At 67.2% G+C, this 25,920-nt stretch carries 26 protein-coding genes; 18 read left to right on the top strand and 8 right to left on the bottom strand.

Going from position 1 to position 25,920, the window contains the following annotated elements:
* The first annotated feature begins 9 nt into the window (after window positions 1-9).
* From E0E39_RS10130 to E0E39_RS10065, 14 genes are all read left to right on the top strand, one after another.
* Window positions 10-819 (top strand): spermidine synthase, encoded by an 810-nt coding sequence (locus E0E39_RS10130; RefSeq protein ID WP_130874629.1) that lies wholly within the window; start codon window positions 10-12, stop codon window positions 817-819.
* A gap of 49 nt (window positions 820-868) precedes the next feature.
* On the top strand, window positions 869-1,408 hold the full coding sequence (gene pyrE, locus E0E39_RS10125; RefSeq protein ID WP_130874628.1) for an orotate phosphoribosyltransferase: 540 nt from the start codon (window positions 869-871) through the stop codon (window positions 1,406-1,408).
* Between the two features lie 88 nt (window positions 1,409-1,496).
* Window positions 1,497-2,111 carry a LemA family protein gene (locus tag E0E39_RS10120; protein WP_130874627.1) on the top strand — a complete coding sequence of 205 codons (615 nt, stop codon included), beginning with the start codon at window positions 1,497-1,499 and terminating at the stop codon, window positions 2,109-2,111.
* Window positions 2,112-2,171: 60 nt separating this feature from the next.
* A complete protein-coding gene (locus tag E0E39_RS10115; protein ID WP_130874626.1) occupies window positions 2,172-3,095 on the top strand; it encodes a DUF368 domain-containing protein in 924 nt (307 codons plus the stop codon).
* Window positions 3,092-3,733, top strand: coding sequence for a TrmH family RNA methyltransferase (locus tag E0E39_RS10110; RefSeq protein ID WP_130874625.1), 642 nt, complete (start codon window positions 3,092-3,094; stop codon window positions 3,731-3,733). Before E0E39_RS10115 ends, E0E39_RS10110 begins: the two co-directional genes overlap by 4 nt.
* A gap of 5 nt (window positions 3,734-3,738) precedes the next feature.
* The gene (locus E0E39_RS10105; RefSeq protein ID WP_130874624.1) at window positions 3,739-4,314 is read left to right on the top strand and encodes a hypothetical protein; all 576 of its coding nucleotides are present in this window, start codon (window positions 3,739-3,741) and stop codon (window positions 4,312-4,314) included.
* An 83-nt stretch (window positions 4,315-4,397) separates the two neighbouring features.
* A complete protein-coding gene (gene fbaA, locus E0E39_RS10100; RefSeq protein WP_130874623.1) occupies window positions 4,398-5,417 on the top strand; it encodes a class II fructose-bisphosphate aldolase in 1,020 nt (339 codons plus the stop codon).
* A gap of 283 nt (window positions 5,418-5,700) precedes the next feature.
* Complete coding sequence (locus E0E39_RS10095; RefSeq protein ID WP_130874622.1) at window positions 5,701-7,218, top strand: sugar ABC transporter ATP-binding protein; 1,518 nt, start codon at window positions 5,701-5,703, stop codon at window positions 7,216-7,218.
* Window positions 7,215-8,222 carry an ABC transporter permease gene (locus E0E39_RS10090; RefSeq protein ID WP_207302471.1) on the top strand — a complete coding sequence of 336 codons (1,008 nt, stop codon included), beginning with the start codon at window positions 7,215-7,217 and terminating at the stop codon, window positions 8,220-8,222. The genes E0E39_RS10095 and E0E39_RS10090 overlap by 4 nt, the downstream gene beginning before the upstream one ends.
* A 110-nt stretch (window positions 8,223-8,332) precedes the next feature.
* Complete coding sequence (locus tag E0E39_RS10085; protein ID WP_130874621.1) at window positions 8,333-9,361, top strand: ABC transporter substrate-binding protein; 1,029 nt, start codon at window positions 8,333-8,335, stop codon at window positions 9,359-9,361.
* A gap of 140 nt (window positions 9,362-9,501) precedes the next feature.
* Window positions 9,502-11,265 carry an L-fucose isomerase gene (locus E0E39_RS10080; protein ID WP_130874620.1) on the top strand — a complete coding sequence of 588 codons (1,764 nt, stop codon included), beginning with the start codon at window positions 9,502-9,504 and terminating at the stop codon, window positions 11,263-11,265.
* Window positions 11,266-11,397: 132 nt separating this feature from the next.
* Window positions 11,398-12,795 (top strand): rhamnulokinase, encoded by a 1,398-nt coding sequence (locus E0E39_RS10075; RefSeq protein ID WP_130874619.1) that lies wholly within the window; start codon window positions 11,398-11,400, stop codon window positions 12,793-12,795.
* Complete coding sequence (locus E0E39_RS10070; protein WP_130874618.1) at window positions 12,792-13,781, top strand: LacI family DNA-binding transcriptional regulator; 990 nt, start codon at window positions 12,792-12,794, stop codon at window positions 13,779-13,781. The genes E0E39_RS10075 and E0E39_RS10070 overlap by 4 nt, the downstream gene beginning before the upstream one ends.
* A 1-nt stretch (window position 13,782) precedes the next feature.
* The gene (locus E0E39_RS10065; protein ID WP_130874617.1) at window positions 13,783-14,226 is read left to right on the top strand and encodes an RbsD/FucU family protein; all 444 of its coding nucleotides are present in this window, start codon (window positions 13,783-13,785) and stop codon (window positions 14,224-14,226) included.
* 169 nt (window positions 14,227-14,395) lie between these two features.
* On the opposite strand, the gene E0E39_RS10060 is transcribed toward E0E39_RS10065, so the two are convergent.
* Together E0E39_RS10060 and E0E39_RS16790 are read right to left on the bottom strand one after the other, a co-directional pair.
* Entirely contained in the window at window positions 14,396-15,682 is a 1,287-nt protein-coding gene (locus E0E39_RS10060; RefSeq protein ID WP_245988273.1) for a right-handed parallel beta-helix repeat-containing protein, read from the bottom strand.
* A gap of 155 nt (window positions 15,683-15,837) precedes the next feature.
* The gene (locus tag E0E39_RS16790) at window positions 15,838-16,461 is read right to left on the bottom strand and encodes a maleylpyruvate isomerase family mycothiol-dependent enzyme (protein WP_130874616.1); all 624 of its coding nucleotides are present in this window, start codon (window positions 16,459-16,461) and stop codon (window positions 15,838-15,840) included.
* 114 nt (window positions 16,462-16,575) lie between these two features.
* Here E0E39_RS16790 and cysE point away from each other — a divergent pair, with 114 nt between their 5' ends.
* Complete coding sequence (gene cysE / locus E0E39_RS10050; RefSeq protein ID WP_130874615.1) at window positions 16,576-17,379, top strand: serine O-acetyltransferase; 804 nt, start codon at window positions 16,576-16,578, stop codon at window positions 17,377-17,379.
* Window positions 17,380-17,388: 9 nt separating this feature from the next.
* Here cysE and E0E39_RS10045 read toward each other — a convergent pair whose 3' ends face one another.
* A complete protein-coding gene (locus E0E39_RS10045; RefSeq protein ID WP_130874614.1) occupies window positions 17,389-19,167 on the bottom strand; it encodes an acetyl/propionyl/methylcrotonyl-CoA carboxylase subunit alpha in 1,779 nt (592 codons plus the stop codon).
* Between the two features lie 153 nt (window positions 19,168-19,320).
* Here E0E39_RS10045 and E0E39_RS10040 point away from each other — a divergent pair, with 153 nt between their 5' ends.
* Together E0E39_RS10040 and E0E39_RS10035 are read left to right on the top strand one after the other, a co-directional pair.
* Complete coding sequence (locus E0E39_RS10040) at window positions 19,321-19,812, top strand: NUDIX hydrolase (RefSeq protein ID WP_130874613.1); 492 nt, start codon at window positions 19,321-19,323, stop codon at window positions 19,810-19,812.
* Complete coding sequence (locus E0E39_RS10035; RefSeq protein WP_130874612.1) at window positions 19,809-20,216, top strand: hypothetical protein; 408 nt, start codon at window positions 19,809-19,811, stop codon at window positions 20,214-20,216. The genes E0E39_RS10040 and E0E39_RS10035 overlap by 4 nt, the downstream gene beginning before the upstream one ends.
* A gap of 10 nt (window positions 20,217-20,226) precedes the next feature.
* Here the strand turns inward: E0E39_RS10035 and E0E39_RS10030 are convergent, their stop codons facing one another.
* Both E0E39_RS10030 and E0E39_RS10025 read right to left on the bottom strand, forming a co-directional pair.
* Window positions 20,227-21,261 (bottom strand): coiled-coil domain-containing protein, encoded by a 1,035-nt coding sequence (locus E0E39_RS10030; protein ID WP_165444730.1) that lies wholly within the window; start codon window positions 21,259-21,261, stop codon window positions 20,227-20,229.
* Window positions 21,262-21,269: 8 nt separating this feature from the next.
* Entirely contained in the window at window positions 21,270-22,655 is a 1,386-nt protein-coding gene (locus E0E39_RS10025) for a coiled-coil domain-containing protein (RefSeq protein ID WP_130874610.1), read from the bottom strand.
* Window positions 22,656-22,815: 160 nt separating this feature from the next.
* Here E0E39_RS10025 and E0E39_RS10020 point away from each other — a divergent pair, with 160 nt between their 5' ends.
* Complete coding sequence (locus E0E39_RS10020) at window positions 22,816-23,496, top strand: DUF6882 domain-containing protein (RefSeq protein ID WP_130874609.1); 681 nt, start codon at window positions 22,816-22,818, stop codon at window positions 23,494-23,496.
* 2 nt (window positions 23,497-23,498) lie between these two features.
* Here E0E39_RS10020 and E0E39_RS10015 read toward each other — a convergent pair whose 3' ends face one another.
* Genes E0E39_RS10015 through E0E39_RS10005 form a run of 3 tightly spaced genes read right to left on the bottom strand, consistent with a single transcriptional unit; the run spans window position 23,499 to window position 25,893 of the window.
* Complete coding sequence (locus E0E39_RS10015) at window positions 23,499-24,107, bottom strand: Maf family protein (protein WP_130874608.1); 609 nt, start codon at window positions 24,105-24,107, stop codon at window positions 23,499-23,501.
* A 2-nt stretch (window positions 24,108-24,109) separates the two neighbouring features.
* Window positions 24,110-24,322 carry an acyl-CoA carboxylase subunit epsilon gene (locus tag E0E39_RS10010; RefSeq protein WP_130874607.1) on the bottom strand — a complete coding sequence of 71 codons (213 nt, stop codon included), beginning with the start codon at window positions 24,320-24,322 and terminating at the stop codon, window positions 24,110-24,112.
* The gene (locus tag E0E39_RS10005) at window positions 24,319-25,893 is read right to left on the bottom strand and encodes an acyl-CoA carboxylase subunit beta (protein WP_130874606.1); all 1,575 of its coding nucleotides are present in this window, start codon (window positions 25,891-25,893) and stop codon (window positions 24,319-24,321) included. The genes E0E39_RS10010 and E0E39_RS10005 overlap by 4 nt, the downstream gene beginning before the upstream one ends.
* Window positions 25,894-25,920: the final 27 nt, after the last annotated feature.

Raw genomic sequence — 25,920 nt, 5'->3', positions numbered from 1 at the left:
AATCGGGCCATGCCGCTGGTGCCAGACCCGCAACACCCGGGAGCTTTCCGCATCGTGCTCGGGGAGGCCTCCCAGTCCTGGGTGGATCCGGCCCGGCCGGATCTTCTCCTCTTCGAGTACGTCGTGCAGGTCTCGTTGCTCTTCGAGCACGGACTGGCCGACATCGATGAGGCCGACCGGATCCGGGTGATCCACATCGGAGGAGCGGGACTCAGCATCCCGCGCTGGATCGCCTGGCGACGACCGGGGACGGCGCAGATCGTCTGCGAGCCCGACGCAGGGCTGACCGAGGAGGTCCGGAGGAAACTGCCACTGCCGCCACGCAGCGGCATCAAGGTGCGTGATGTCGACGGCCGTGCCGGAGTGGCCGTCATGCCCGCGGAGTACGCGGACCTGGTGGTGCTCGACGCCTTCGAGGGCGCCCGGGTGCCGGGCGAGCTGGTCAGCGCCGAGTTCCTGGACGAGCTGGTGAGGCTGGGCAGGGGGCGGCGGATGGTGATCTGCAACGTGACCGATTCCGCACCCTTCAGGTGGACCGGGCGACTCGCCGCGGGGCTCGCGGAGCGCTGGCGTCACCTACTGGTCGGGACCGAACCCGCGGTCTGGAAGGGGCGCAGGTTCGGGAACCTGCTGCTCGCCGCGTCCGGGACCCGGGTGGACGTGACCGGTTTGCGCCGTGACAGCGCGAAGCAGCCCTGCCCGTACCGCTGGATCGAGGGACGGGAACTGAGGAGTTGGGTCGGGGGTGCGGAGCCGTTCACCGACGCGGACACGCAGGACTCCCCACCGCCCTCCGGCAGCAAGCTGTGGTTCTCGTGATGGGACAATGGGCAGCGCCCGTGAAGGGTGTGAGACCACAGGAGCCGAGATGACTGATCGTGAAGACCTGATCCGCGCCGTCAAGGAACTGGCCGTCGTGCGCGGCCGCGTGACCCTGGCATCCGGGAAGGAGGCCGACCACTACGTCGACATGCGTCGCGTGACCCTCGACGGGGTGGCCTCGCCGATCGTGGGACGGGTCATGTCCGACCTGGTGGCCGACCTGGTCTTCGACGCCGTCGGGGGGCTGACCCTGGGGGCTGATCCGGTTGCCACCGCCATGCTGCACGCCAGGGCAGCGGCCGGAGGCCGGTTGGACGCCTTCGTGGTGCGCAAGGAGGCAAAGTCCCATGGACTTCAACGGCGCATCGAGGGCACTGACGTTTCCGGACGACGGGTACTGGTGGTGGAGGACACGTCGACGACGGGCGGGTCGGCTCTGACCGCGGTGGATGCCGTGCGGCAGGCGGGCGGTGAGGTGGTGGCCGTCGCCGTGGTCGTGGACCGCGCCACCGGTGCGGCGGAACGTGTCGCCGAGGCGGGGTTGGAATACCGCTACGCCATCGGAGTGGACGAGCTCGGCCTCTGACCGGCCACCCCCGATGGCATCCGCGGACCCGGGGACCTCTCGAGGCGCTACCGTTGTTGTGAGCCGAATCTTCTAAGGAGCTGAGTTCATGTCAATTCTGTTGGGCTTCGTCGGGATCCTGTTGATCCTGGTCCTTCTGGGGATACTGTGGGGGGTTTCCGCCTACAACGGCCTGGTGAGGGCCCGCAACGTCATCCAGGAGTCCTGGCGGCAGATCGACGTGGAGCTGAACCGCCGCTACGACCTCATCCCGAACCTCGTCGAGACGGTTCGTGGCTACGCCGCCCACGAGAGCGGCGTACTGGAGAAGGTCACGAGCCTGCGCCAGAGCGCGATGACTCTCGCGGCCCAGGTGCAGGGTGCCCCCAGCGAGCAGCGGGCCGCGGCCGAGTCCGCCCTGACCGACGCGGTCCGCGGCCTCATGGTCTCCGTCGAGTCCTACCCCAACCTGAGGTCGAACACCAACTACCTGGAGCTGCAACGCGAACTCGCCGACACCGAGGACAGGATCGCCGCCAGCCGTCGCTTCTACAACGCGAACGTGCGTGACTACAACACCCGTGTCGAGTCGGTTCCGACCAACGTCATCGCGGGAATGGGCAAGTTCCAGCGCGCCACCTACTTCGAGGTCAACGACCCGATGGTGCGTCAGGCTCCGACGGTCAATTTCGGCCAGCCCCCGTTGCCTCCTGCAGGAGCCTGATCGCGCCGAATGGCAACTGACGCTAACGTTGTCGTCGGGTCGGTCGCGAGAAGGAGCCTGATGCACAATCCGAGGCGCGCCACTGGGCGCTTCAACCCCACAACTGCTGTTGCCAACCTCGTCAGGGGAATGCTGATCGGCCTCGCCGAGCTGGTGCCCGGTGTGTCGGGCGGCACCATTGCCCTCATCTCGGGAATCTACGAGCCCCTCATCAACTCGGCGAGCCATGTGGTCAGCGCGGTGAAACGCGTCGTGACCGGCAGGTTCTCCGAAGCGGGCGCCGAGATCAGGAAGGTCCGCTGGGGCATCGTGATTCCCGCCCTGCTGGGTATGGCCATCGTGGTGGTGGCCATGGCAGGGGTCATGAAGGTGTTCGTGGGAGATACCCCACAGCTTGCCCACGCGCTGTTCTTCGGAATGGTCCTGGCCTCCGTCGTCGTTCCTGTCCTGGAGATCAAACCCGAGGAGAGGAGCACGGGAGGTCAGAAGGGAACCATCGCTGTGTTGTTCCTCGCGGCGGCGATCGCTGCTTTCCTCCTGACCGGGCTGGGGGCCGGAAACACCATTGAGGAACCACCCGCCTGGATGATCTTCGGCTCCGCGGCCATTGCCATCTGCGCCTTGGTGCTACCCGGTATCTCCGGCTCCTTCATGCTCAAGATCTTCGGCCTGTACGTACCGACCATGGCTGCCGTCGAGACGCGGAACCTCGGTTATATCGGTCTGTTCGCGGCAGGCGCCGCCGTGGGGCTGGGTCTTTTCGTGAAGGGTCTCAACTGGTTGCTCGAGCACAAGCACACCGCCACGATGGCCGTCATGTCGGGTTTGCTGCTCGGATCGCTCCGGGCGGTGTGGCCGTGGCACCCTGATGGCACGCCGCTGGCTCCGGACGCGCACTGGTCGGTGCTGCTGGGCCTGGCCCTGATCGGTGCCGTGATCGTGGTCGGCATCGTGTGGGTCGACCGGCGCCTGAAGCGGCGTTGAAAACCGCCGCGGACAACCCCGGGGGCCCGACCGTCGGGGTCGGGCCCCATCCGCTTCCCTGGCCCTCCGACAACCGGCTGGATCCGGAGCTGCTGGCCGAGGGGGACCGGCGCAACGTCATCGACCGCTACCGCTACTGGAAACTCGAGGCGATCGTCGCCGATCTCGATCTCAACCGGTCCGGGTTGCACGTGGCCATCCAGAACTGGGAACACGACTTCAACATCGGATCCATCGTGCGCACGGCGAACGCCTTCAACATCGGCGGGGTCCACATCGTCGGGAGGCGACGCTGGAACCGGCGGGGCGCGATGGTCACCGACCGCTACCTCCACGTCCACCACCACGGGACCGAGGACTCGCTGTTCGAATGGCTCTCGGAGCAGGGAATCGATGCGGTCGGTGTGGACAACCTGCCCGGCTCGGTGCCGCTGGAGACCATGGTCCTGCCCCGCGACGTCTGCCTCATCTTCGGCTCGGAGAGTTCTGGCCTGACTCCCGGGATGGTCGCGGGCTGTTCCCGGCTCGTCGCCATCACCCAGCGCGGTTCCACCCGTTCCCTGAACGCGGGTGCGGCGGCCGCGATTGCCATGTACCACTGGGCCCTCCAACACCCGGTCGCGGAACCTCTAGCATGAACGCCATGACCCCAGCAGAACGATTCGCGGTTGCCCTGACCCCGGCCCCCACGGCCGCGCGCATCGCAAGGCAGCGTTCCGCGCTTCGCCTGCAGGTGATCTTCGCGCTGATCTTCGGTGCGGTCCTGCTGCTGGTATGGCTGGGCCCTCAGTTGCTGCCCGAGGAGACCCGGCAGGCCGTGCAGGGAGCCCTGCCATCCTGGAGCCTCCCGGCCATCGCAGTGGTCTGGGCGGTGCCGACGCTGGCCCGGATCGTTTTCACAACGGTCCTGCTCGAACGTGCGAAAAAGGACTTGGCTGTTCTGGGGTGCGGGGTGGCGCTCTACATCGACGGCACCGGGGTGGAGTTCGTCCATCCGGAGCAGGTGCGTGCCCGCTGGGCCGAGATCACGGCCCTTAAGATCTCCGGCCGGTCGTGGGGCTCGGGGCCGCGGCTGCGACTGGAGGTCTCGGGCCGGGAGGTGGCGAGCATCCCGATCAGTTTCCTGGACGCCATGCCGGGGGCCATCGACTCGGCCGTCCGGGCCAGGTCCATGGGAAGGATCGGGGTGGACGCCTCGGACATGGACCGGATGCTCTGAGCGTTGGTTTCCCGGGGCTCCCCCGGTGGGGCGTCGCGCGATAGGCTGGGCTCGTTCCTAGTCTCAGTACGAAAAGAGGCATCATGCCAGTTGCAACTCCTGAGGTCTACGCCCAGATGATCGATCGGGCCAAGGAAGGCAGGTTCGCCTACCCGGCCATCAACGTCAGCTCCTCTCAGACGCTGAACGCCGCCCTGCAGGGCTTCACCGAGGCCGGTTCCGACGGCATCATCCAGGTCTCCACGGGGGGCGCCGAGTACTTCTCCGGCCCCACGATCAAGGACAAGGTCGCGGGTGCGTCCGCCTTCGCCGCTTTCGCCCAGGAGGTCGCGAAGAACTACCCCATCAACGTCGCACTCCACACCGACCACTGCCCCAAGGACAAGCTGGACAGCTTCGTGCGTCCGCTGCTCGCCATCTCCGAGGAGCGCGTGAAGAACGGCCAGCTCCCGCTGTTCCAGTCGCACATGTGGGACGGTTCCGCGGTTCCGATGGAGGAGAACCTGACCATCGCCGACGAGTTGCTGAGCCGCTGCGCCAAGGCGAACATCATCCTCGAGATCGAGGTCGGTGTCGTCGGCGGCGAGGAGGACGGCGTCTCCGCTGAGATCAACGAGAAGCTCTACACCACCGTCGCCGACGGCCTGCGCACCGTCGAGGTGCTCGGCCTGGGTGAGAAGGGCCGCTACATGACGGCGCTGACCTTCGGCAACGTGCACGGCGTGTACAAGCCCGGAGCGGTGAAGCTGCGCCCGGAGGTGCTGAAGGAGATCCAGGACGCCGTCGGCGCCAAGCACGGCAAGGAGCGCCCGTTCGACCTCGTCTTCCACGGTGGATCCGGTTCCAGCCCGCAGGAGATCTCGGACGCCGTGGACTTCGGCGTGGTGAAGATGAACATCGACACCGACACCCAGTACGCCTTCACCCGTCCCGTCGCGGATCACATGTTCCGCAACTACGACGGCGTGCTGAAGGTCGACGGCGAGGTCGGCAACAAGAAGCAGTACGATCCGCGCGCTTGGGGCAAGGCCGCCGAGGCGGGCATGGCCAAGCGGGTCGTCGAGGCCTGCGAGTACCTGCGTTCCGCCGGCACCCACGCCTGATCCACAACGACACCGGACCGGGTGGCCGTCCCCCAGGGGCGGCCGCCCGGTTTTTCATGCCCGGCGGCGCAGCGGGGAGCAGGAGAGGACCATCACGGAGGGGACCGGCGGAACAGGGCAGGTTGGCAGCGTTGCCATATTGCTTTGACTAGGGGTTTCGCGAAAAACTGATAACCGTTTCGTAACGCACTTGACGTATCCCGCGGATGTGGTGCTAGCGTTAACATCCGCCGGGACGGACACTCGCGCGGATCCCGGCGTATCAGGACACGAAGGAGTGCACGTGACGAAGCTGCTTGAGCTGAAGAACATCAGCAAGACCTTCCCCGGGGTCAAGGCACTGCAAAGCGTCAACCTCGATCTCGAGGCGGGAGAGGTGCTCGGCCTGTGCGGCGAGAACGGCGCGGGAAAATCGACGTTGATGAAGATCCTCACCGGCATCTACACCGCCGACCCCGGGGGTGAGATCTGGCTCGAGGGCACCCCGGTCGTGGTGGGCGGCGTGAACCATGCCCGGGAACTGGGCCTGTCCATCATCCACCAGGAACTGAACATGGTCCCCGACCTGACCGTGGCGCAGAACCTGTACCTCGGCCGCCAGGGAAGCCACAGGGCGGGATGGATCAACGACGCCAAACTGAATCGCGAGGCCGCCGAGCTCTTCGAGCGCCTCGGAATGAACCTCGACCCGGCCGCCCGGATCGGGGACCTCTCCGTGGCCCGCCAGCAGATGGTCGAGATCGCGCGGGCGCTGTCCTACAACTCCCGCATCCTCGTGATGGACGAACCCACGGCGGCCCTGACCATCGGCGAGACCGAGGCGCTGTTCGGGATGATTCGCGACTTCATCACCCCTGCCACCGGGCTGATCTACATCTCCCACCGGATGCCGGAGATCGAGGAGATCACCGACCGCGTCTCGGTGCTGCGCGACGGCCAGTACATCGGCACCGTGACCACCAAGGATGTCGAGATGCGCGAGATCATCTCCATGATGGTCGGCCGCGAGGTCTCCTCCGACGCCCGGCCCCGCACCGAGGTGACATCCGAGGATGTGGTGCTGAAGGTGGAGGGGCTGGCAACCAAGAAGCTGCTGCACGACATCAGCTTCGAGATCCGCAAGGGTGAGATCCTCGGTTTCGCCGGGCTCATGGGGGCCGGGCGCACCGAGGTGGCCCGCTGCGTCTTCGGCGCCGATCCGCGCACCGCGGGCGAGATCTGGATCCACGGCAGGAAGGTGACGATCAACACCGCCGCGGACGGCGTGCGAAACGGCATCGGTTACCTGTCCGAGGACCGCAAGCAGTTCGGGCTGCTCCTGGAGCAGGACATCAAACAAAACGCCGTGATGGCGGCGATGAAGGACTTCAACATCGGGGGGTTCATCCTCGACGGCAGGATCCGCACCGTCGGTGAGGAGTACAGCCGAAGGCTGCGGGTCAAGACCCCGTCGGTCAACCAGCTGCTCGGCAAGCTGTCGGGTGGCAACCAGCAGAAGGTGGTCATCGCCAAGTGGCTGATCCGCAACTGCGACGTCCTCATCTTCGACGAACCCACCCGCGGCATCGACGTCGGCGCGAAGGAAGAGATCTACGAGCTGTTGGAACAGCTCTGCGGCCAGGGCAAGGCCATCCTGATGATCTCCTCGGAACTGCCCGAGGTGCTGAGGATGAGCCACCGGATCGCGGTGATGGCGCACGGCCACATCACCGGTTTCCTCGACAACGAGGAGGCCACCCAGGAGAACATCATGGAACTTGCCACCGTCGGCAAGGCGCAGCTGAAAGGAAACGCAGCGTGAGCAACAACACCGGGACCGCCGAGGTGGTGGCGGGGCCGAATCCGGTCCTCCGGATCGCGAAATCTTCCCTGCAGCAGATCTTCGTGTTCGCGGCCCTCGCGATCATCTATCTCTTCTTCTGCTTCGCGGCACCCAACTTCGCCCAGTTCGGGGTGGCCCTGGACATCATCCAGCAGTCCGCCTACATCGGGGTGATGGCGCTGGGGGCCACCTTCGTCATCGCCACCTCCGGTATCGACCTGAGTTCGGGAACCGGCATGACGCTGGTGGCGGTCTTCGCGGGAATCTTCCTCTCGGGGGACTGGATGAACCTTCCACTCGGTGGTGGTCTCGTGCTGATCCTCCTGGTGGGTGCACTGCTCGGCCTCGTCAACGGCGTGAACATCTCCTTCCTGGGGCTGCCGCCGTTCATCGCGACCCTGGCCATGATGATGGCCGCCCGCGGGCTCGCGCTGGTGCTGACCAACAAGTCGACGATCTCCATCAAGAACCCCGACTACAAATGGCTCGCCGCCGGTGAAATGATTCCCGGCGTCGCCAACGCCATCCCGTTGTTCATCATCCTCGCGGTCATCGCCAGCGTGCTGCTCAACAAGACCCTCCTGGGTCGCTACGCCCTGGCCATCGGATCCAACGAGGAGGCCACCCGCCTAAGCGGCGTCAACATCAGGCTCTGGAAAACCCTGGTCTACGTCGCCGCGGGCATCTTCGTGGCGCTCGGCGCCATTCTCTACTCGGCGCGTTTCGGGTTCGTCCAGCCCTCCGAGGGCGTCGGTTTCGAGCTGTACGTGATCGCGGCCGTCGTCATCGGCGGCACGTCCCTGGCCGGCGGCCGCGCCAACATTCTCGGCACGGTCGTGGGCGCCCTGATCATGGAAACCCTCCGCAAGGGCATGCAGATGATGGGGGTCGCCCAGGAATGGCAGCTCGTCGTCACCGGCATCGTCGTGCTCATCGCGGTGTTCGTGGACAACGTCCGGCGCCGCCGCGCGGCCGCGGTCTGAACAGCGAACCGGAAATCTTCCCTCACAACTGAACCACAACTGAATAATCCGAGGGTCCTGACCACCCTCTCTGCCGGGGCATCGAAGCCCCTGATCCGAAAGGAAAGACCATGCGTCTTCTGCGTCCCGCCGTCGCTCTCGCCTCCGTCCTGGCACTCGGGCTCTCGGCCTGCACCACATCCACCTCCAGCAGCGGGGAGGCCAGCAAGACGGCCGACAAGTCGTCCACCGCCGCGGCCACCGCAGTCGCCGACAGCGACGTCCCCAAGGGGGACAACACCAAGACCATCTACCTGGTCTCCAAGGGCTTCCAGCACCGCTTCTGGCAGGCCGTGAAGGAGGGCGCCGAGGATGCCGGCAAGAAGTTCGGCTACAAGGTCGAGTTCGTGGGTCCCGAGAACGAGCAGGCCGTCACGGAACAGCTCAACCAGCTCCAGACCGCCCTCGACTCCAAGCCCGCGGCCATCGGTTTCGCCGCCCTCGACTCCGGCGCTGCCGCCGATCTGCTCGGCAAGATCAAGGCCGCGAACATCCCGGTGGTCGCCTTCGACTCCGGTGTGGACTCCGACATTCCGCTGTCCACCGTCCAGACCGACAACAACGCGGCGGCGGCCGAGGCCGCCAAGCACATGGTCGAGCTGGTGGGTGGCAAGGGCAAGGTCGGCCTGATCTGCCATGACCAGACCTCGCAGACCGGCAAGCAGCGTTGCGACGGCTTCAAGGAGTACATCAAGGCCAATGCCCCCGACGTCACCCTGCTGCCCGAGCAGGTCGCGGGCGAGGTCGGCCTGGCCGCCAACACCTCCAAGTCGATGATCCAGGCCAACCCCGACATCGCGGGCATCTACGGTTCCAACGAGGCCGCCGCCACCGGTGCCATCCAGGGCGCCAACGAGTCCGGCGCCAAGGTCACCGTCGTCGGGTTCGACTCCGGGAAAACCCAGATCGAGGCCATCAAGGCCGGCACCCAGGCCGGGGCCGTCACCCAGTCGCCGGTGAAGATCGGCTACGAGACCGTCAAGGCCGCCATCCTCGCGGTCAACGGCAAGGACCTGCCCAAGACCATCGATTCCGGGTTCGCCTGGTACGACAAGACCAACATCGACGATCCCAGCATCAAACCCAACCTCTACGAGTGATCCCCGTTTCCGCCGGGCGGGTGTTGTCCCGCCCGGCGGGAACCTCCCATTTGACCGATTCCAGCGTCTCGAAACCGTCAGCTTCGGGACACCGGAATTGATCAAGCCCGGCAACCACAATCGAAGTTAAGGAACAATCCATGACGAACCATCCGAAGATCGGCATCCGGCCCATCATCGACGGCCGGCGCCGCGGGGTCCGCGAGAGCCTCGAGGACCAGACCATGAACATGGCCAGGCGCGTCGCCGCCCTGTACGAGGCGGAGCTGCGCTACATCGACGGCAACCCCGTCGAGTGCGTCATCGCCGACTCCACGATCGGAGGGGTGGCCGAGGCGCAGGCCACCGCCGAGAAGTTCCGCCGCGAGAACGTGGGCCTCACGCTGTCCGTGACCCCCTGCTGGGCGTACGGAACCGAGACCATCGACATGGACCGCACCATCCCGCACGCCATCTGGGGATTCAACGGTTCCGAACGCCCGGGCGCTGTCTACCTGGCCGCCGCGCTGGCCGGACACACCCAACTGGGCATTCCCGCCTTCGGCATCTACGGCGAACACGTGCAGGACGCCGACGACGAGACCATCCCCGACGAGGTGCGTCAGCGGCTGCTCGACTACGCCGTCTGCGGCCTCGCCGTCGCCCAGATGAAGGGACGCTCCTACCTGTCCATGGGTGCGGTCTCGATGGGCATCGCGGGTTCCGTCGTCAAGGACGAGTTCTGGACCAAGTACCTGGGCATGCGCAACGAGTACATCGACATGAGCGAGTTCGCCCGCCGCGTGAACGAGGAGATCTACGACGTCGAGGAGTACCAGAAGGCCCTCGCCTGGGTGAGGGAGAACTTCCGCCAGGGTGAGGACTTCAACCCGCCGCACAACCAGAAACCCGAACGGCACGACGACTGGTGGGCCTACTCGGTCAAGATGACCCTCATCGCCCGCGACCTCATGGCCGGCAATCCCAGGCTCGCGGAGAAGGGCTGGGGTGAGGAGGCGCTCGGTCGAGGCGCCATCGCCGCAGGTTTCCAGGGGCAGCGGCAGTGGACCGACGGGTTCCCCAACGGCGACCTGATGGAGACCATCCTCAACACCACCTTCGACTGGAACGGCACCCGCGCACCCCACATCCTGGCCACCGAGAACGACTCCCTCAACGGAGCCTCGATGCTCTTCAACCACCTGCTGACCAACACCTCCCAGCTGTTCAGCGACGTGCGCACCTACTGGAGCGCCGAATCCGTGGAACGCGTCACCGGGCACAGGCTCGAGGGCCGGGCCGCCGGCGGCGTCATCGACCTGCGCAACTCCGGGTCCACCACCCTCGACGGCACCTTCGCCGCGGTGCGTGACGGCCAGCACGTCATCAAACCCTGGTGGGAGGTCACCGAGGAGGACCAGAAGGCCATGCTGGAGGGCACCACCTTCCACCCGGCCACCTACGAGTACTTCCCCGGCGGCGGCATGTCCACCCACTTCCGTTCCGCCGGCGACGTGCCCGTCACGATGTGCCGCATCAACCTCGTGGACGGGCTCGGGCCCGTCCTCCAGATCGCCGAGGGCTGGACCGTGGAACTACCCGACGAGGTCGCAACCGCCATCGAGAACCGCACCGACCGCACCTGGCCCACCACCTGGTTCGTGCCGAACCTGACCGGCGAGGGCCCGTTCACCTCCGTCTACGACGTGATGAACGCCTGGGGGGCCAACCACGGTGCGATCAGCTACGGCCACATCGGGGCCCGCCTCATCACGCTGGCCTCCATGCTGCGCATCCCCGTCAACATGCACAACGTGCCCGCCGAGCAGGTCTTCCGGCCGAAGAACTGGCTCGGCTTCGGAACCGCCGACCCGGAGGGCGCGGATTACCGCGCCTGCGCCCAGTTCGGCCCTCTGTACGGCTGAACCTCTTCTCGTGCGGGAATCGCCACGAGTTCCCGGACTCGCGGCGATTCCCGCACGAGGATGCCGGCACAACGGCCACAGTTGTGTTGGCAACGCTAACGTTTGTCCAGAACCAGCTTTCAGGAGTCTCCCGTGACCGCCACAGCCCTAGCCGTCGACCTTGGTTCCTCCTCCGGGCGGGTGATCGCGGGAGTGCTGGCCAATGACCGCATCACCGAGACCGAGGTGCACCGTTTCCCGCACACCGCCGCGATGCGTGACGGCTACCTGTGCTGGGACCTCGACCTGATCCGGCAGGAGATGATCACAGGACTGCGACTGGCCGTCGAACGGTTCCCCGACGCGACCAGCGTCAGCATCGACACATGGGGCGTCGACTGGGTTGCTCTCGGCGCGGACGGCGCGCCCCTCACCCCGGGACGCTGTTACCGCGACGGACGCACCAACCGCACCCTCGCCGCCTTCCGGGAGAGACTGCCCGACGAGAGGGCCTGGGAGCTGACCGGGACGGCGCCCGCCACCATCAACTCTGCGAACCAGCTGTTCGCCTACCTCAGCGAGGAACCCGAATCGGCGGCGCGCACCGAGCAGATCCTGTTCCTGCCCGACTGGTTCACCCACCTGCTGACGGGCGTCCGCGGCTGGTCGCGTTCCATCGCATCCACCTCCGGTCTGTGCGCCCCCGGCGTGAACGACTGGGCCGGTGAGGTCTTCGACGCCCTCGGGATCCCGCGTTCCTGGGTGGGGGATCTGACCCCTGAGTACGGCGTCGCGGGTCCCTGCACCATCCCCGGGCTGGAGCAGCTGACCGTGGCGCGGGCCGGCGCCCACGACTCCGCCTGCGCGGTCGCCGCCCTGCAACGCGACGAGGGTGTCACCTGTTTCCTGTCGGCCGGGTCGTGGTCGGTGCTGGGGGTGCTGCGGGACGAACCGCTGCTCGGCGAACAGGCCCGCGCCCTGGGATTGACCAACGAGGCCCGCGCCGACGGTGGGGTGCGTCCCCTGTTCAACATCACCGGGCTGTGGATCCTCCAGGAGTGCCAGCGCGACTGGCAGGCGGCGGGGCAGGTCCACGACATCGCCGCCCTGGTCGAGGCCGCCCGCCGGGCCGATTCCCTGGGCGTGGTGATCGACCCGGATGATCCTCGGTACGCCCAACCCGGATCCATGGTGGAACGCGTCACCGAGGCCCTGCGGGTGGGGGGAGCCCCGGCGGGGATCAGCCAGGGGCAGCTCGTGAGGGCGTTGTGCGAATCCTTCGCCGAACGCTACGCCTGGGGGGTGAGGGATCTCGCGGCGCTCACCGGCCGGGCCCCGACGCAGCTGAACCTCGTCGGCGGCGGATCCCGCAACGCCCTGCTGTGCGACCTGACCGCGCGCTCCCTCGGCGTTCCCGTGCTGGCGGGACCCGCGGAGGCCTCCACCCTCGGGTCGCTGCTGGCGCAGTTCGAGATCACCGGGGAACTCGACTCGGCCCGCAGGAACGAGGTCATCGCCGCCACCGCCGAGACCAGGATCCACCGGCCATGAGGTTCAGTGCCCGCCGTGCCCGGCTCTCCGACGTCGCAAAGCTCGCCGGGGTCTCCAGCCAGACCGTTTCCCGGGTGGTGCGCGGCGCCAGCGTCGTGGCGCCGGAAACCCGGGAACGGGTGCTGGCCGCCGTCGAGGAACTCGGCTACCGCCCCAACCTGGCAGCCCGGTCGCTGTCGAACCGCCGCACCGGTGTGATCCACGTCGTCAACGCCACCCCGCTGTTCGGCGGGCACGCCCGCACCTTCCTGTCGATCGTCTCGGAGCTCGGGAGACTCGGCTATCAGACCTCGGTGGCGGGCAGCCCCAGGGACCAGAACCCCACCCTGGACCAGCTCGTGCCGCTCGGGGTGGACGGGATCGTGGTGTTGGGCGGCCACGCCCAGTCCGCGGATCTCGTCTCGGTGGTGCACGGGCGGATACCGGCGGTGTTCGTCGGGCAGCGGTTCGACCTCCCGGACGATGTCGCCAGCGTCGCCATCGACCAGGACGCGGCGGCCCGGAAGGCGACGAACCACCTGGTGGAGCTGGGACGTCGGCGGCTGCTGCACATCTGCGGTCCCTCCGACTGGTTCGACGCCCACGAACGCCGCGACGGCTTCAACGCGGCCTGCCTGGAAGCCGGCATCGAACCCGCGAAGGTCTCGGCCGATTCCTGGGAGGCCCGCAGCGGCTACGCCCTCGGGGACCGGTTCCCCGGCGGCATCGACGGGCTGTTCGCCAGCAACGATCACCTGGCGCTTGGGGCGCTGCGCTGGCTGGCGGAACACGACCGGAACGTGCCCGAGGACGTGGCGGTGGTCGGGGTCGACGACGTCGATGGGGCGGACAGTTTCCTGCCGCCCCTGACCACCATCCGGCAGCCACACCAGGAGGTGGGGGCCTGCGCGGTGGGGCACCTGGCCGAGCTGATTGCCGGGGGACCGGCGCGGCACACGCTCCTGGCGCCCGAACTGATCATCCGAGAATCCACGAGAGGACACTGACATGCTGTACGGACCCATGACCCACCCCGGGCTGCTGGCTGCGCTGGGGCGCAGCGGGCACAGCGGCAGGATCCTGATCACCGACGGCAACTACCCGGTCGCCAGCGGAGCCCCCGCGGCGGCGGAACGCATCTTCCTGAACCTCGCGCCCGGGCTGCTCGGCGTCACCCAGATCCTCGACGTGCTGAAACGCACCGTCCCCATCGAAAGAGCCGGATTGATGGTGCCCGCCGCGGACGCGGTGGGCATCGAGGCCCCGGACGTGATCCCCGCCCACGACGAATACCGGGCCGCCCTGCCCGGCGTCGCCTTCGACGAGATTCCCCGCTGGGACTTCTACGACGCCGCGAAGGCCGAGGACGTCACCGTCGTCATCGTCTCGGCGGACCAGCGGCTCTACGCCAACCTGCTGCTCACCATCGGGGTGCGCGCCCCCGGCGAGTGACGACACCTCGGGAGGGCGCATCCCTCCCGGATCTGGTTGGGTCGGCCTGCGAGCGGCAGCGAGCCGGTCGTGCCGGAACCACGTGGCGCGCCGCCCCTAGGGCGTTCGCGGATGACGGCATGGACGGGCGGCCGGGGGAGGGGATCCCCGGCCGCCCGCTGTAGCCGTGTCAGGAATTTGTGACCGAACCGCTCACCTCCCCCTCCACCTTGCCACCGTTGGTGGATGCGATGGTGATCGCCGAGCTGCTTCCCGCCGTCGCACCGCCGGTGATGGTGGTGCCGTCCAGGACCAGGTGCAGCGTGGCTCCGTTGCTCCCGGACTTGCCCCAGCGGTCCTCGTCGGCCTTGACGCCGACCGAGGCGCTGGAGGTGATCTCCACGTTCGTGAGGGTCGCGGAGGTGGTGGTGTTGGTGGCGTAGAGCACCGCGTCCGTGCCGTTCGCGGTGAGTTTCGTGTTGGTCATCGTGAACGTGGACCGGGTGGCGGTGGCGTCCTTGTCGTGCGCGTCGCCGCTGAAGGACTGGTAGAGCATCACGGCCTTCTTGCCGCTGGATGTGACCGTGGAATCGGTCAGGGTGGCGGAGTTCTTGCCCTCCACCACGACCACCTCGGAGTCCTTCGCCTCCCCAGTGACCCCGCTGGCCGAGATCTGGCCGGTGGAATACAGCAGGGGAGAGCCGTCCCCCTCGGTGTTCAGCTCGTTGGTGCCGGTGACCGTGACGGTACCGTTGCCGCGGTCGGTGGCCAGGGTGGCGGAGTGCGCTCCGCGCGTGTGGATGGCCACGTTCTCGCCGGTGATGGTGCCCTTGTAGGTGGCGTGCAGGCCACGCGAGGAGTTCGCGTGGGTCTCGATGGTGGTCTGCCGCACGGTGGCGGTGGCGCCGCCGGTGGCCACGACGCCGTTCGAACCGGACGACTGGGTGGTGATGGTCGTGTTCTCCACGGTCGCGCTGGATCCCTCGCCGGCCACCAGCACCGCGGAGTTGAATCCGTAGAAGTTCGACTGTTCCTCGTTGGACGTGTCCCCGGACTTGGTGATCTCGGCGTTCCTGATGGTCAGGCTGCCGCCGTTGACCACCAGGAAGACGGCCTGGTCGGCGGTGGTGGAGGAGTAGGTTCCGCCGTCGATCACCGCGTCGACGCCGTCGACGACGTAGGCCCCGGACAGGGTCGCGGACTTGCCGTCGATGGTCACGCTCACCTGGCCGGAGGTCAACTCGGTGTTCGTGCCGGCTGCGGTGCTCGCCGCCGAGGTGGCTCCGGCGCTGGGTGTGGTCGAGGCGGTCCCGGCGGAGGCGGTCGAGACGTTCGTGGCCGACGCGGCGCTGCTCACCGAGGCGGGTTCCTCGGCCTTCACATCGCTCGCGTTCACGCATCCGACGAGGGTCCCGGCCGCCAGCAGGGCCGCTGCGGCGAGCCCCGCGAACCTGGCCGCGATCTTCCTGAATCCCATTGCTGTTCCGCCTTTCGGTTTCGTCCCCTGGGAAGAATCCTGAAGCCGGCAACGATGGGTTTGCCCTGAGAAACCAGTGCGTTTCCTGTGAGCCTCAGGGCTTCACGATCTCCACCCGGGCGGCCTCGGTGCGCCCGTATACCCACATCAGCAGCTCACCGGGTTCGCCCGTGATCTGTTTGGTGACGGGACCGCGCCCGATCTTCCCGTGCCCGCCCTGCGGGGTGCGGAACTCCCAGGAGGCGAACGGGTGCAGCTGCCGGGAGGCCGTCCTGAGGCGCTTCCACAGGGCCTCGGCCAGGCCGGGGGAGATCTCCTGTCTGGGCAGCCGATTCGGGCGGCGCACGTCCTCGGTGTGGATGAAGTACTCGCCGAGGGAGTGCCGGTGCTCCTCCCGGGGATCGGTCGGCATGCACGCGAAGGACGCGGGGGCGGCGCACGTCCTCGGTGTGGATGAAGTACTCGCCGAGGGAGTGCCGGTGCTCCTCCCGGGGATCGGTCGGCATGCACGCGAAGGACGCGGGGCCGGTGCGGATCTCCTCGACCAGCCCGGCATAGGAGAACCGTTCCTTCGTCCGCTGGATCTCCCGGTCCGTGAGCCACGAGAGCGGCGGCAGCAGCATGCCCGCCCAGGCGCGGGGCCCGTGGTTCAGGATCCAGATGTGTGCGGCGAGGTCGAAGGCGGTCCAACCCGAACACAGCGTCGGGGCGTCCGGGGCCACCATGGACAGCACGCGACAGAACTCGTCGCGTTGGGCGTTACGCAACTCTGCGGTCATGGAAAGAGCCTACCCGGGAGGCGGAACCGAATGTTTGAACCGGTGCTGCCGGAATACGGGCAGGTAGCCTTTGTGTTTCCTGTTTCGGCAGCCAGCAAACGACTTGGAGAAGCAATGGATCCTGCACGCATCGTCGCCGACCACCTGATCTGGGAGTCCATCCGTGCCGAGTGCGCCGAGGCCGCCGCCAACGAGCCGCTGCTGGCCGGGTTCCTGTCGCACGTGGTGCTCAGCCAGCCCGACCTGGAAACCGCGCTGGCCTACATCCTCGCCGCGAAACTCGACAACGCCACCCTCCCGGCCCTCAGCCTCCGCGACATCATCCTCGACGTGCTGCGTGATGAGAAGTGCATCCAGAACGCCATCCGAGCCGACCTGCAGGCCGTGGTCCACCGCGATCCCGCCGCCGCCGGGTACGCCAATCCACTGCTCTACTTCAAGGGATTCCACTCCATCCAGGCCTACCGGGTGGCGCATTCCTACTGGGAACGCGACCGCCACTCCCTGGCCCTGTACCTGCAGTCTCGGATCTCGGAGGTGTTCGCCGTCGACATCCACCCGGCCGCGCGGATCGGCAAGGGCATCATGTTCGACCACGCCACCAGCGTGGTGATCGGCGAGACCGCGGTGGTGGAGGACGACTTCTCCATGCTCCACGAGGTCACCCTCGGCGGCTCCGGCAAGGAGGGGGGCGATCGCCACCCCAAGATCGGGCGCGGCGTCATGATCGGAGCCGGAGCCAAGGTGCTCGGCAACATCCGGGTCGGGGAGGGCGCCAAGATAGGCGCGGGTTCCGTGGTGCTGAAGGACGTCTCCCCGCACACCACGGTCGCGGGAATCCCCGCGAAGGTCGTCAGTGTGCCCAGCGCCGCCCTGCCCGCCCTCGACATGGACCAGTTCCTGCCATCGGCGCAGTAGCGATCGGAGCTACTCCGGGTCGACGATCTCGCAGAGAACATCGCCCGCGTTGACGGGCTGTCCGGGGGCGATGGCTAGCCTCACCACCTGGCCGGGCCGGTGGGCGTGCAGCGGTTGTTCCATCTTCATGGCCTCGATGACCGCCACCACCTGGCCCTCCTCGATGACCTCGCCCTCCTGGACGGAGAGTTTCACCACGGTGCCCTGCATGGGGCAGATCAGCCCGTTTCCGTTCGGGGCGGAGACCTTGGCGCCACCCCGGTCGCGGCGGGTGGGGCGCTTCGGGGTCTTGCTGCGGGCCTCGGGACGGGTCCCGAAACCGGCGGGCAGTTTCACCTCCATGCGACGCCCGTTGACCTCCACCGCGATCACCTCGGGTTCGCCCAGGTCCTCGGGCTCACCCAGCACTCCCGTGTAGGCGGGAATCTCGTTGGTGAACTCGGTCTCGATCCAGCGGGTGTGGACCTTGAACCCGCCGCCGGCGGCCACGAAGTCGGGTTCCTCCAGCAGAACCTGGTGGAACGGGACGACCGTCGGCATCCCCTCGACCTGCAGCTCCCCCAGGGCGCGGCGCGCCCGGGCCAGGGCCTGGGTGCGGTTCGCGCCGGTGACGATGAGTTTCGCCACGAGCGAGTCGAAGGCTCCCGGCACGGTCATGCCCGCGTGATAGCCCTCGTCGATGCGGATCCCGGGGCCGGTGGGGGCGTGCCACTTGACCAGGGTGCCGGGGGCGGGCATGAAACCACGCCCGGCGTCCTCGGCGTTGATGCGGAACTCGATCGAGTGGCCGTGGACCTCGGGGTCGTCGTAGCCCAGCTCCTCGCCCTCGGCGATGCGGAACATCTCCCGCACCAGATCCAGCCCCGTGACCTCCTCGGAAACCGGGTGCTCCACCTGGAGGCGGGTGTTGACCTCCAGGAAGGAGATGGTTCCGTCGAGACCGACGAGAAACTCGCAGGTTCCCGCGCCGACGTACCCGGCCTCCTTCAGGATGGCCTTCGACGAGCTGCGCAGCAGCTCTTCCTGCTCCGGGCTGAGGAACGGCGCCGGTGCCTCCTCGACGAGCTTCTGGTGACGGCGCTGCAGCGAACAGTCGCGGGTGGAGACCACCACCACGTTGCCGTGTGCGTCGGCCAGGCACTGGGTCTCCACGTGCCGGGGTTTGTCCAGGTAGCGTTCCACGAAGCATTCGCCCCGCCCGAAGGCGGTGACGGCCTCCCGGGTGGCGGAGTCGAACAGCTCGGGGATCTCCTCGAGGGCGCGGGCCACCTTGAGCCCGCGACCGCCACCACCGAAGGCCGCCTTGATGGCCACCGGCAGGCCGTGCCGCTCCGCGAAACGCACCACCTCCGCGGCGTCGGCGACGGGATCGGGGGTGCCCGGCACCTGCGGGGCACCCACCTTCTGGGCGATGTGGCGGGCCCTGACCTTGTCACCCAGGCTCTCGATGGCCTCGGGGGGGGGGCCTATCCACGTCAGGCCCGAGTCCATGACGGCGCGGGCGAAACCGGCGTTCTCGGCCAGGAAACCGTAACCCGGGTGCACTGCATCGGCGCCGGAACGGCGTGCCACGTCGAGGAGTTTCTCCACGCTCAGGTAGGTGTCAGCGGGAGTCGCCCCGCCCAGGGCGAAGGCCTCGTCCGCGAGCGTCACGAACAGGGAGCCCGCGTCGGAGTCGGCATACACGGCGACCGAGGCGATGCCCGCGTCGCGCGCGGCCCGGATCACCCTGACGGCGATCTCCCCGCGGTTGGCGATCAGAACCTTCGAGATGGCCCCGCTGTTCACCTTCTGCCTCCTCCGCTAGACCCTCTTCGGCGGAGTCTAGTGGCAACCACGAACCTGCGCTTCGTCCGCCTGCCGCATCGTCTCCCGAGGATTTTCATCCGTTGCCCAGCGTGTAACAGGGCGGCCCTTCGTCGGGCCCCTAGGGTTGGAGCCATGCCGACACCTGGGTTCATCCTCGAGCTGCGCCGCCACATCGGGAACGAGACGCTGTGGTTGAGCGGGGCCACCCTCGTGGTGCTGCGGGAGGAAGCGACCGGGCCCGAGGTGCTGCTCGGCCGTCGCGCCGACGACGGCAACTGGGCCGCGATCTCCGGGATCGTGGAACCGGGGGAGAACCCTGCCGACACGGTTGTGCGGGAGGCCTTGGAGGAGGCCTGCGTCGAGGTTGAGGTGGAGCGGATGCTGTGGCTGGACGTCATGGACGAGGTCACCTTCCCCAACGGCGACCGCTGTCGGTTCCTGGATCATGGGTTCCGGGGTCGTCTGGTGGGCGGCCGGCCCGGAATCGGCGACGGCGAGATCAGCGACTTCGGCTGGTTCCCGGCGGGCCGGCTCCCGAGCCCGCGGCAGGAACGACTGGCTGAGCAGGTCCGCATCTGCCTGGAGGACCCCCGCGATGTCGTGCTCGGATTGAAACGCCGATGAGGAGAACTGCGGCAGGGCTGCTGGCGCTCCTGGCGCTCGCCGGCTGCACCACCCCGCCGCCACAGCCGGCCACCCCGGAGGTCACATGGACCGCCGATGCCCCCACCGATGGCGTCACCCTGACCCAACTCGGGTTCCGCAACGGTCCCGCCGAGTTCTGGCTTCCCTCCGGGCTGGTGATCCGTGACCGCATCGACCTGGAATCCAACATCACCGTGACCATCACATCCCCCGGCGGGGCGGAGCTCGCAGCCTGGCTGAGACGGAACCTGCCCGCCGCCGGATTCGAGATCACGGCTGACGGGCAGGATTCGTTGTTGTTCCGACGCGGTCAGTGGCAGGGAGCCTTCACCGTCACCGCTGAACTCTCGGCGCTTTCCCTGCGAACCGACCGCGAGCAGTGACGGAGCCCGGTCACCTGGCCTTGGCGCCCGTTCTGGGCGAGGCGTTCTTCTTCGTGGCAGCCTCCTCGGCGGCCACGTCACCCGGGCTGGTCGGGCTGGCGGCAGGTGCCAGGTTCATCGACAGCGCGCTACCTCCCAAGGTGGACAGCATCTGGCGGACATTCGCGAGCTGCTCGGTGATGGAGTCGCGACGGGCAGCCAGGGCACTCAACTCGCGCTCCGACTCTCGCTTGACCCTCTCGGCGGCGATCCGTGCGTTCTCCAGACGCGATTTCGCCTCGGATGCGGCACGCTCCCGTTCCTCCTCCGCGGAGGCATGAGCCTCTTCGAGGACGCGAGCCGCCTCGGTCTGTGCCTCCGTCAACTTGTCATTGGCCACGGCGAGGGCGCGTTCATGGTTGGCCATCTGGGTGGCGAACTCGGCGGTCGCGCGCTCCCGGCGTTCCGCGAGCGTCGCCTCGAACTCAGCTGCTGCTGCGCCAGCCGCCGCGCGTTGTTGCTCGAAGACGGCCTCGGCCTCGCGGCGACGCGCGGAGGCCTCGCGGTCGGCGTGATCCAACAGCTCATCGGCCTCACGGTTGGCCTGCTCGATGATCCGGGCGGCATCTGCCTCGGCCTTGGTACGGGTCTCGGAGGCATAACCATCCGCGGCGGCACGAGCATGCTCCACCTCGTGCGCCACCTGGATCTCCATCGCTTCCGCGTCCTCCTGGGCGCGCAATCGAATGTCATCCGCTTCTTCCTGCGCAAGGTTCAGCATCTGGACGATCCGCTCCCCGAGGGAGGAGAAGTCGGTGCCCTGGCCGCTCGAGCCGTGTGCCTGGGCCTGATTCACCTGCTCCTGGAGTTCGCTCACCTGCTGCTGCAGCCCGGTGACGCGGCCCTGGGAAGCCTCAAGCGCCTGATTGAGTTTGTTGATTTCAACCGTCTGGGTGGCTGCCTCCTGCAGAGCAGCGGCGTGTGTCTGGCGCATCCGGCGCAAAACGGAATCCACTTGGGTTGGATCGTAGCCTCGGCGCACCGTTGCGAATGTTTCGTCGGTCATCGGTCTCCTCATTCATTGTCGCCGGGTGCGGCCAAAGCCTCAATGACCCCGGACAGTTTACTCAACTGGGATGTGATCTCGTCGCGCTGTTTGGAGAGTGCCTTCACCTCTTCGCGTGCATCCCTCAGCCTGCGACGTGCGTCTGCGCGGGCGTGCTCCGCTTCTGCGCGGGCCTGCTCGACCTCGCGTTTGGCGGTTTCGCGATCGGTTCGTAGTTTCGTGTAGTGCTCCGAGTGGAGCTTCTCCAGCTCGGTCATCGTCTGCTCCCGCAACGTCTGGGCCTCGTCCTTGGCGACGGCGAGGATCCGGTTGGCCCTTTCGACCAGCTCTCGTGATTCCTCGGCTGCGGTGCGACGACGAGCGTCGGCTTCCTGCTCGGCGGTGCGACGAGTTCGTTCGGCTTCCTCCTGGGCCGCCGAGAGCAGACTCCCGACCCTTTCGTTCGCTTCCCGCACCGCAGCGATGGTGGCGGCCTCCGCAACCGCCAGTTCGTGGCGGCGGGAGACGATGAAGGCGTCGAGGTCGTCCTTCTGGGTCTGTTTCCAGAGCTCGAGCTCTTCCGCTGCCTCGGCCCGTTTCGCCTCCACCTCGGCCTCGACGCTGCTGCGCAGATCGGCCACGGTTTGTTTGGTCCAGCTCAGCTGTGACGATGCTTCCTTGAGCAGCTGCTGGGATTCTTTCTGGGCCGAGGCGAGCAGGTCATCACGCTGTTTCTCGGCGGTGACCACCGTTGCTTCCGCCGCGGCGACGTATTCCTCGCGCCACGCGGTGGTCGACCTCCTGATTCGCTCAGCTTCCGCGCGGGCCTTCTCCACGATCTCCCGGGCCTCCGTGCGGGCCGATGTCAGGGACTGCCTGATCTCCGTCTCGGCCTCCGCCCTGCGCGCGGCGATCTTCTTCTCGCACGCTCGTTCCCGCTCGCTCCAGGTGGCTTGCAGCTTTTCCTGTTCGGTGCGCTGTAGCGTTGCGACCTCTTCGGCTGCCTTCCTGGCCTCTGCCAGGATCCGCTCCGCCTCATCGCGGCTGCGCTGGACTATCTGTTTCGCCTCCGATGTGGCGTCGGCGCGCAGCTGGTCGCAGGTCTGTTCTGCCCCGGCCACCAGTCGGGCTGCTCTGGAGGAGGCCTCACGCATGGTGGAGCGCGCTTCCTCGTCGGCCTTGGCCATGCGCTGACGCGCCTGATCACGGGTGTCGGCCAGTTCCTGCCGGGCCTGTGTGTTTGCTGCCGCGAGGTCCTCGGCCGCGGTGCGCTCCGCCTCGTGGCGTCGCAGGATCTCCAGGACCTCCGCCCGGGTTTCGGCCCTCAACTGGTCGGCCATCGCCTGGGCCTGGTCCAGAATCCTGGCAGCCTTCGCCCCGACGTCTGTCAGGGGGGAACGGGCAGGCAGCGACATGCCCCAATTCTGCTGCTCGCCCAAGCCGTCCTTCAAGTCCCCGCTGGGACTGGTCAACCGGCGATAACACTTTGAGAAAATTGAAAATAAAATTACCTTGGTTCTGGAAGGGGTTGGTTTTCCCTCGAGCACTGGGCCGAAAATGTGGAAGCATTGCTTCATGGCCGTGACTCTCGCTGATGCCCTGACCGACTTCGCCCTGCTGGCCGTGGAGGGGCAGCAGGCCCTGCTCGACGAGGCCGGCTCCACCCAGTGGGAGGTCGATCTGGACCAGCGCAGGCTGTGGTTGGGGGAGCGGACCTATGACATAGCGATGGTCGGTACCTCCTCCGAGATCTCGAACACGTGGATGTGGTCCTGGGCGAACCCCGGGTACGGCGCCTCGCATCCCGTGGTGTCGGCAATCCTGCCGGGGTGCGCGAAGGGGCGCGAGGCGGGTATCCCGGAGTTCACCGTGGAATCGTTCTCCCTGGAAGGTGTGACGGACTACGGGATGAGACCGGGATCCGCCGTCGCCTTCCTCGCCGCACGGCTGTCGGGCGCGCCGGCCATCTATGCGGCCCCGTACGGCAGCGGCGTGGCCTATCTCGCCATTTTCAACCTCGAACTGCCCGTCCCCACGCCGGAAGCGCTGCCGCGAATGATGTCGGCCTGTCTCGAGTACTCGAGGAACCATCGCCAGACGATCGGTAACTTCGGTGCTCAACGAGGTCTCAGGCCGGTACGGACCAACGACGGTGGCATCGTCCTGACCTACCCGAACGGGACACGCGTGCACTGCGCGTTCGACGACTGGAGCCGGGTCACCCGGGTGAGGCTGGAGCAACGCCCTCAGGAGTGAGGTCAGGTCTGGACGTCACCACGCCACAGACTCGGCCAGGTGACGCCCAGATCGAGCAGGATCTGTCTCAGCAGGGGAAGGGACAGGCCGACCACGTTGTGGGGATCTCCCTCGACGCCCGTGACGAATGCGCCACCCAGTCCGTCGATGGTGAAGGCGCCTGCAACCCAGCGAGGTTCGCCGTGCGCGACGTAGGCGGCGATCTCCTCATCCGTGACATCGGCGAACTTCACCACGGTGCTCGCGGTGCGCAACGCCTGCCGGGCATCGCCGTTGCGGCGGACCAACACGAAATGTCCCGTGTGCAGCACTCCCTGGCGGCCTCGCATCCGCTGCCACTGCGTGGTTGCGGCTTCGACGGTGCGGGGTTTTCCGTGCGCGCGTCCCTCGAACTCCAGCACGGAATCACAGGCGACGAAGATCGCATCGCCTGCCACCCGCCCGGCCACCGATTCCCCCTTCGCAGCCGCGAGCCGCAGTGCGAGTCGTACGGGTTGGGGGTCGGTGACCAGTGATTCATCGACGTCGCTGGCGTGGACCTCGGGATCCAGACCGGCTCGACGCAACAGTTCCAATCGGGAGGGGGACTTGGAAGCAAGTATGAAACGCATCGTCAGAACCTGATGTAGGTGCGCCATGCGTCACGTCCGTAGACGAGCTGCTGGCGCACGGTACGGTAATAGGATTTCCAGCCGCCCGCGAGCGGCCGGTCGTCGGCCGCCTTGAGCCTGTCGTCCGCCATGTCGAGGGCCTGGAGGACCACCACCAGGGCGGCGACCTCCTCCTCCGTCGCCCCGGCCGCTCGAATGCCGTAGCGCCCGGTCACAGCGGAATGTTCCCGTGCTTCTTGGGCGGCAATTGCTCGCGTTTCGTGCGCAGCAGCCGCAGCACCCGGATGATCTGGGCGCGGGTCTCGTGCGGGTAGATCACCTGGTCGATGTAGCCCCGCTCCGCGGCGATGTAGGGGTTCGCGAGCTCCTGGTCGTACTCGTCGATCAACTCCTGGCGACGCCGGTCGGGTTCCTCGGCCTCCGCGAGGGTCCTGCGGTGCAGGATGTTGACCGCACCCTGCGCGCCCATCACCGCGATCTGCGCCGTCGGCCATGCGAAGTTCACATCGGCTCCCAGATGTTTCGAGCCCATCACGATGTACGCCCCGCCGTAGGCCTTGCGGGTGATGACCGTGATGGTGGGCACGGTCGCCTCGGCGTAGGCGAAGATGAGCTTTGCTCCGCGCCGAATGATGCCCTGGTGCTCCTGGTCTACGCCGGGGAGGAAACCTGGCACGTCGACGAAGGTCAGCACCGGGATGTTGAAGGCGTCGCAGGTGCGAACGAAACGTGCGGCCTTCTCGGAGGCGTCGATGTCGAGGCAGCCGGCGAACACGGTCGGTTGGCTGGCGACGATGCCGATGGGACGGCCCTCGATCCGCCCGAACCCCGTGATCACATTGCCTGCGAACAGCTCCATGACCTCGAGGAATTCTTCGTCGTCCAGTACGTTGTGGATGATCTCGCGCATGTCGTAGGGCTGATTCGCGGAATCCGGGATGAGCTGGTCGAGCTGCCTGTCGTGGTCGGTGATGGTCAGGTCCACCTCGGCGTCGTCGTAGACCGGGGGATCCTCGAGATTGTTCTGCGGCAGGTAGCTGATCAGGTCGCGAACGTATTCCAGGGCGTCGTTCTCGTCCGCCGCCAGATAGTGTGAATTCCCCGATCTGCTGGAGTGGGTACGACCACCGCCCAGATCCTCCATGGACACGTCCTCGCCCGTGACCGTCTTGATCACCTCCGGGCCGGTGATGAACATCTGCGAGGTCTTGTCCACCATCACCACGAAGTCCGTCAGGGCGGGGGAGTAGACGTGACCGCCCGCCGCCGCTCCCATGATCAGCGAGATCTGCGGGATCACCCCGGAGGCCCGGGTGTTTTGACGGAAGATCTCCCCGTACAGTGCCAGGGAGACCACGCCCTCCTGGATACGCGCACCGCCACCCTCGTTGATCCCGATCAAGGGGCATCCGGTCTTCAGGGCGAAGTCGATGATCTTGACGATCTTCTCTCCGTAGACCTCGCCCAGAGCCCCGCCGAAGATCGTCACATCCTGACTGAAGACACAGACGGGACGGCCGTGGATGGCGCCGGTCCCGGTGATCACGCCATCCCCGTAGGGGCGACGGACATCCATCCCGAAGTTCTTGGAGCGGTGCCGGGCGAACTCATCCAGCTCCGCGAAACTGCCCTCGTCCAGGAGAGCCAGCACCCTCTCGCGAGCTGTCATCTTGCCCTTGGCGTGCTGTTTCTCGACGGCTGTGGCGGAACCTGCATGGACGGCCGCGTCGATGCGACGCCCCAGATCCGCCAATTTGCCGGCAGTGGTGTGGATGTCTATGTCCATGCATGGAACCTTAGCGTCCGGACGAAG

The sequence above is a fragment of the [Pseudopropionibacterium] massiliense genome, assembly GCF_900607225.1.
Classification (GTDB): Bacteria; Actinomycetota; Actinomycetes; order Propionibacteriales; family Propionibacteriaceae; genus Arachnia; species Arachnia massiliensis.
This window is presented reverse-complemented; position numbering and strand designations above follow the sequence as displayed.

What these genes read in the sequence shown, in the direction of transcription:
- E0E39_RS10130 (WP_130874629.1), top strand. Translation starts at nt 10, where the DNA reads ATGCCGCTGGTGCCAGACCCGCAACACCCGGGAGCTTTCCGCATCGTG.
- pyrE (WP_130874628.1), top strand. Translation starts at nt 869, where the DNA reads ATGACTGATCGTGAAGACCTGATCCGCGCCGTCAAGGAACTGGCCGTC.
- E0E39_RS10120 (WP_130874627.1), top strand. Translation starts at nt 1,497, where the DNA reads ATGTCAATTCTGTTGGGCTTCGTCGGGATCCTGTTGATCCTGGTCCTT.
- E0E39_RS10115 (WP_130874626.1), top strand. Translation starts at nt 2,172, where the DNA reads ATGCACAATCCGAGGCGCGCCACTGGGCGCTTCAACCCCACAACTGCT.
- E0E39_RS10105 (WP_130874624.1), top strand. Translation starts at nt 3,739, where the DNA reads ATGACCCCAGCAGAACGATTCGCGGTTGCCCTGACCCCGGCCCCCACG.
- fbaA (WP_130874623.1), top strand. Translation starts at nt 4,398, where the DNA reads ATGCCAGTTGCAACTCCTGAGGTCTACGCCCAGATGATCGATCGGGCC.
- E0E39_RS10085 (WP_130874621.1), top strand. Translation starts at nt 8,333, where the DNA reads ATGCGTCTTCTGCGTCCCGCCGTCGCTCTCGCCTCCGTCCTGGCACTC.
- E0E39_RS10080 (WP_130874620.1), top strand. Translation starts at nt 9,502, where the DNA reads ATGACGAACCATCCGAAGATCGGCATCCGGCCCATCATCGACGGCCGG.
- E0E39_RS10070 (WP_130874618.1), top strand. Translation starts at nt 12,792, where the DNA reads ATGAGGTTCAGTGCCCGCCGTGCCCGGCTCTCCGACGTCGCAAAGCTC.
- E0E39_RS10065 (WP_130874617.1), top strand. Translation starts at nt 13,783, where the DNA reads ATGCTGTACGGACCCATGACCCACCCCGGGCTGCTGGCTGCGCTGGGG.
- E0E39_RS10060 (WP_245988273.1), bottom strand. Translation starts at nt 15,682, where the DNA reads ATGGGATTCAGGAAGATCGCGGCCAGGTTCGCGGGGCTCGCCGCAGCG.
- E0E39_RS16790 (WP_130874616.1), bottom strand. Translation starts at nt 16,461, where the DNA reads ATGACCGCAGAGTTGCGTAACGCCCAACGCGACGAGTTCTGTCGCGTG.
- cysE (WP_130874615.1), top strand. Translation starts at nt 16,576, where the DNA reads ATGGATCCTGCACGCATCGTCGCCGACCACCTGATCTGGGAGTCCATC.
- E0E39_RS10040 (WP_130874613.1), top strand. Translation starts at nt 19,321, where the DNA reads ATGCCGACACCTGGGTTCATCCTCGAGCTGCGCCGCCACATCGGGAAC.
- E0E39_RS10035 (WP_130874612.1), top strand. Translation starts at nt 19,809, where the DNA reads ATGAGGAGAACTGCGGCAGGGCTGCTGGCGCTCCTGGCGCTCGCCGGC.
- E0E39_RS10030 (WP_165444730.1), bottom strand. Translation starts at nt 21,261, where the DNA reads ATGACCGACGAAACATTCGCAACGGTGCGCCGAGGCTACGATCCAACC.
- E0E39_RS10025 (WP_130874610.1), bottom strand. Translation starts at nt 22,655, where the DNA reads ATGTCGCTGCCTGCCCGTTCCCCCCTGACAGACGTCGGGGCGAAGGCT.
- E0E39_RS10020 (WP_130874609.1), top strand. Translation starts at nt 22,816, where the DNA reads ATGGCCGTGACTCTCGCTGATGCCCTGACCGACTTCGCCCTGCTGGCC.
- E0E39_RS10015 (WP_130874608.1), bottom strand. Translation starts at nt 24,107, where the DNA reads ATGCGTTTCATACTTGCTTCCAAGTCCCCCTCCCGATTGGAACTGTTG.
- E0E39_RS10005 (WP_130874606.1), bottom strand. Translation starts at nt 25,893, where the DNA reads ATGGACATAGACATCCACACCACTGCCGGCAAATTGGCGGATCTGGGG.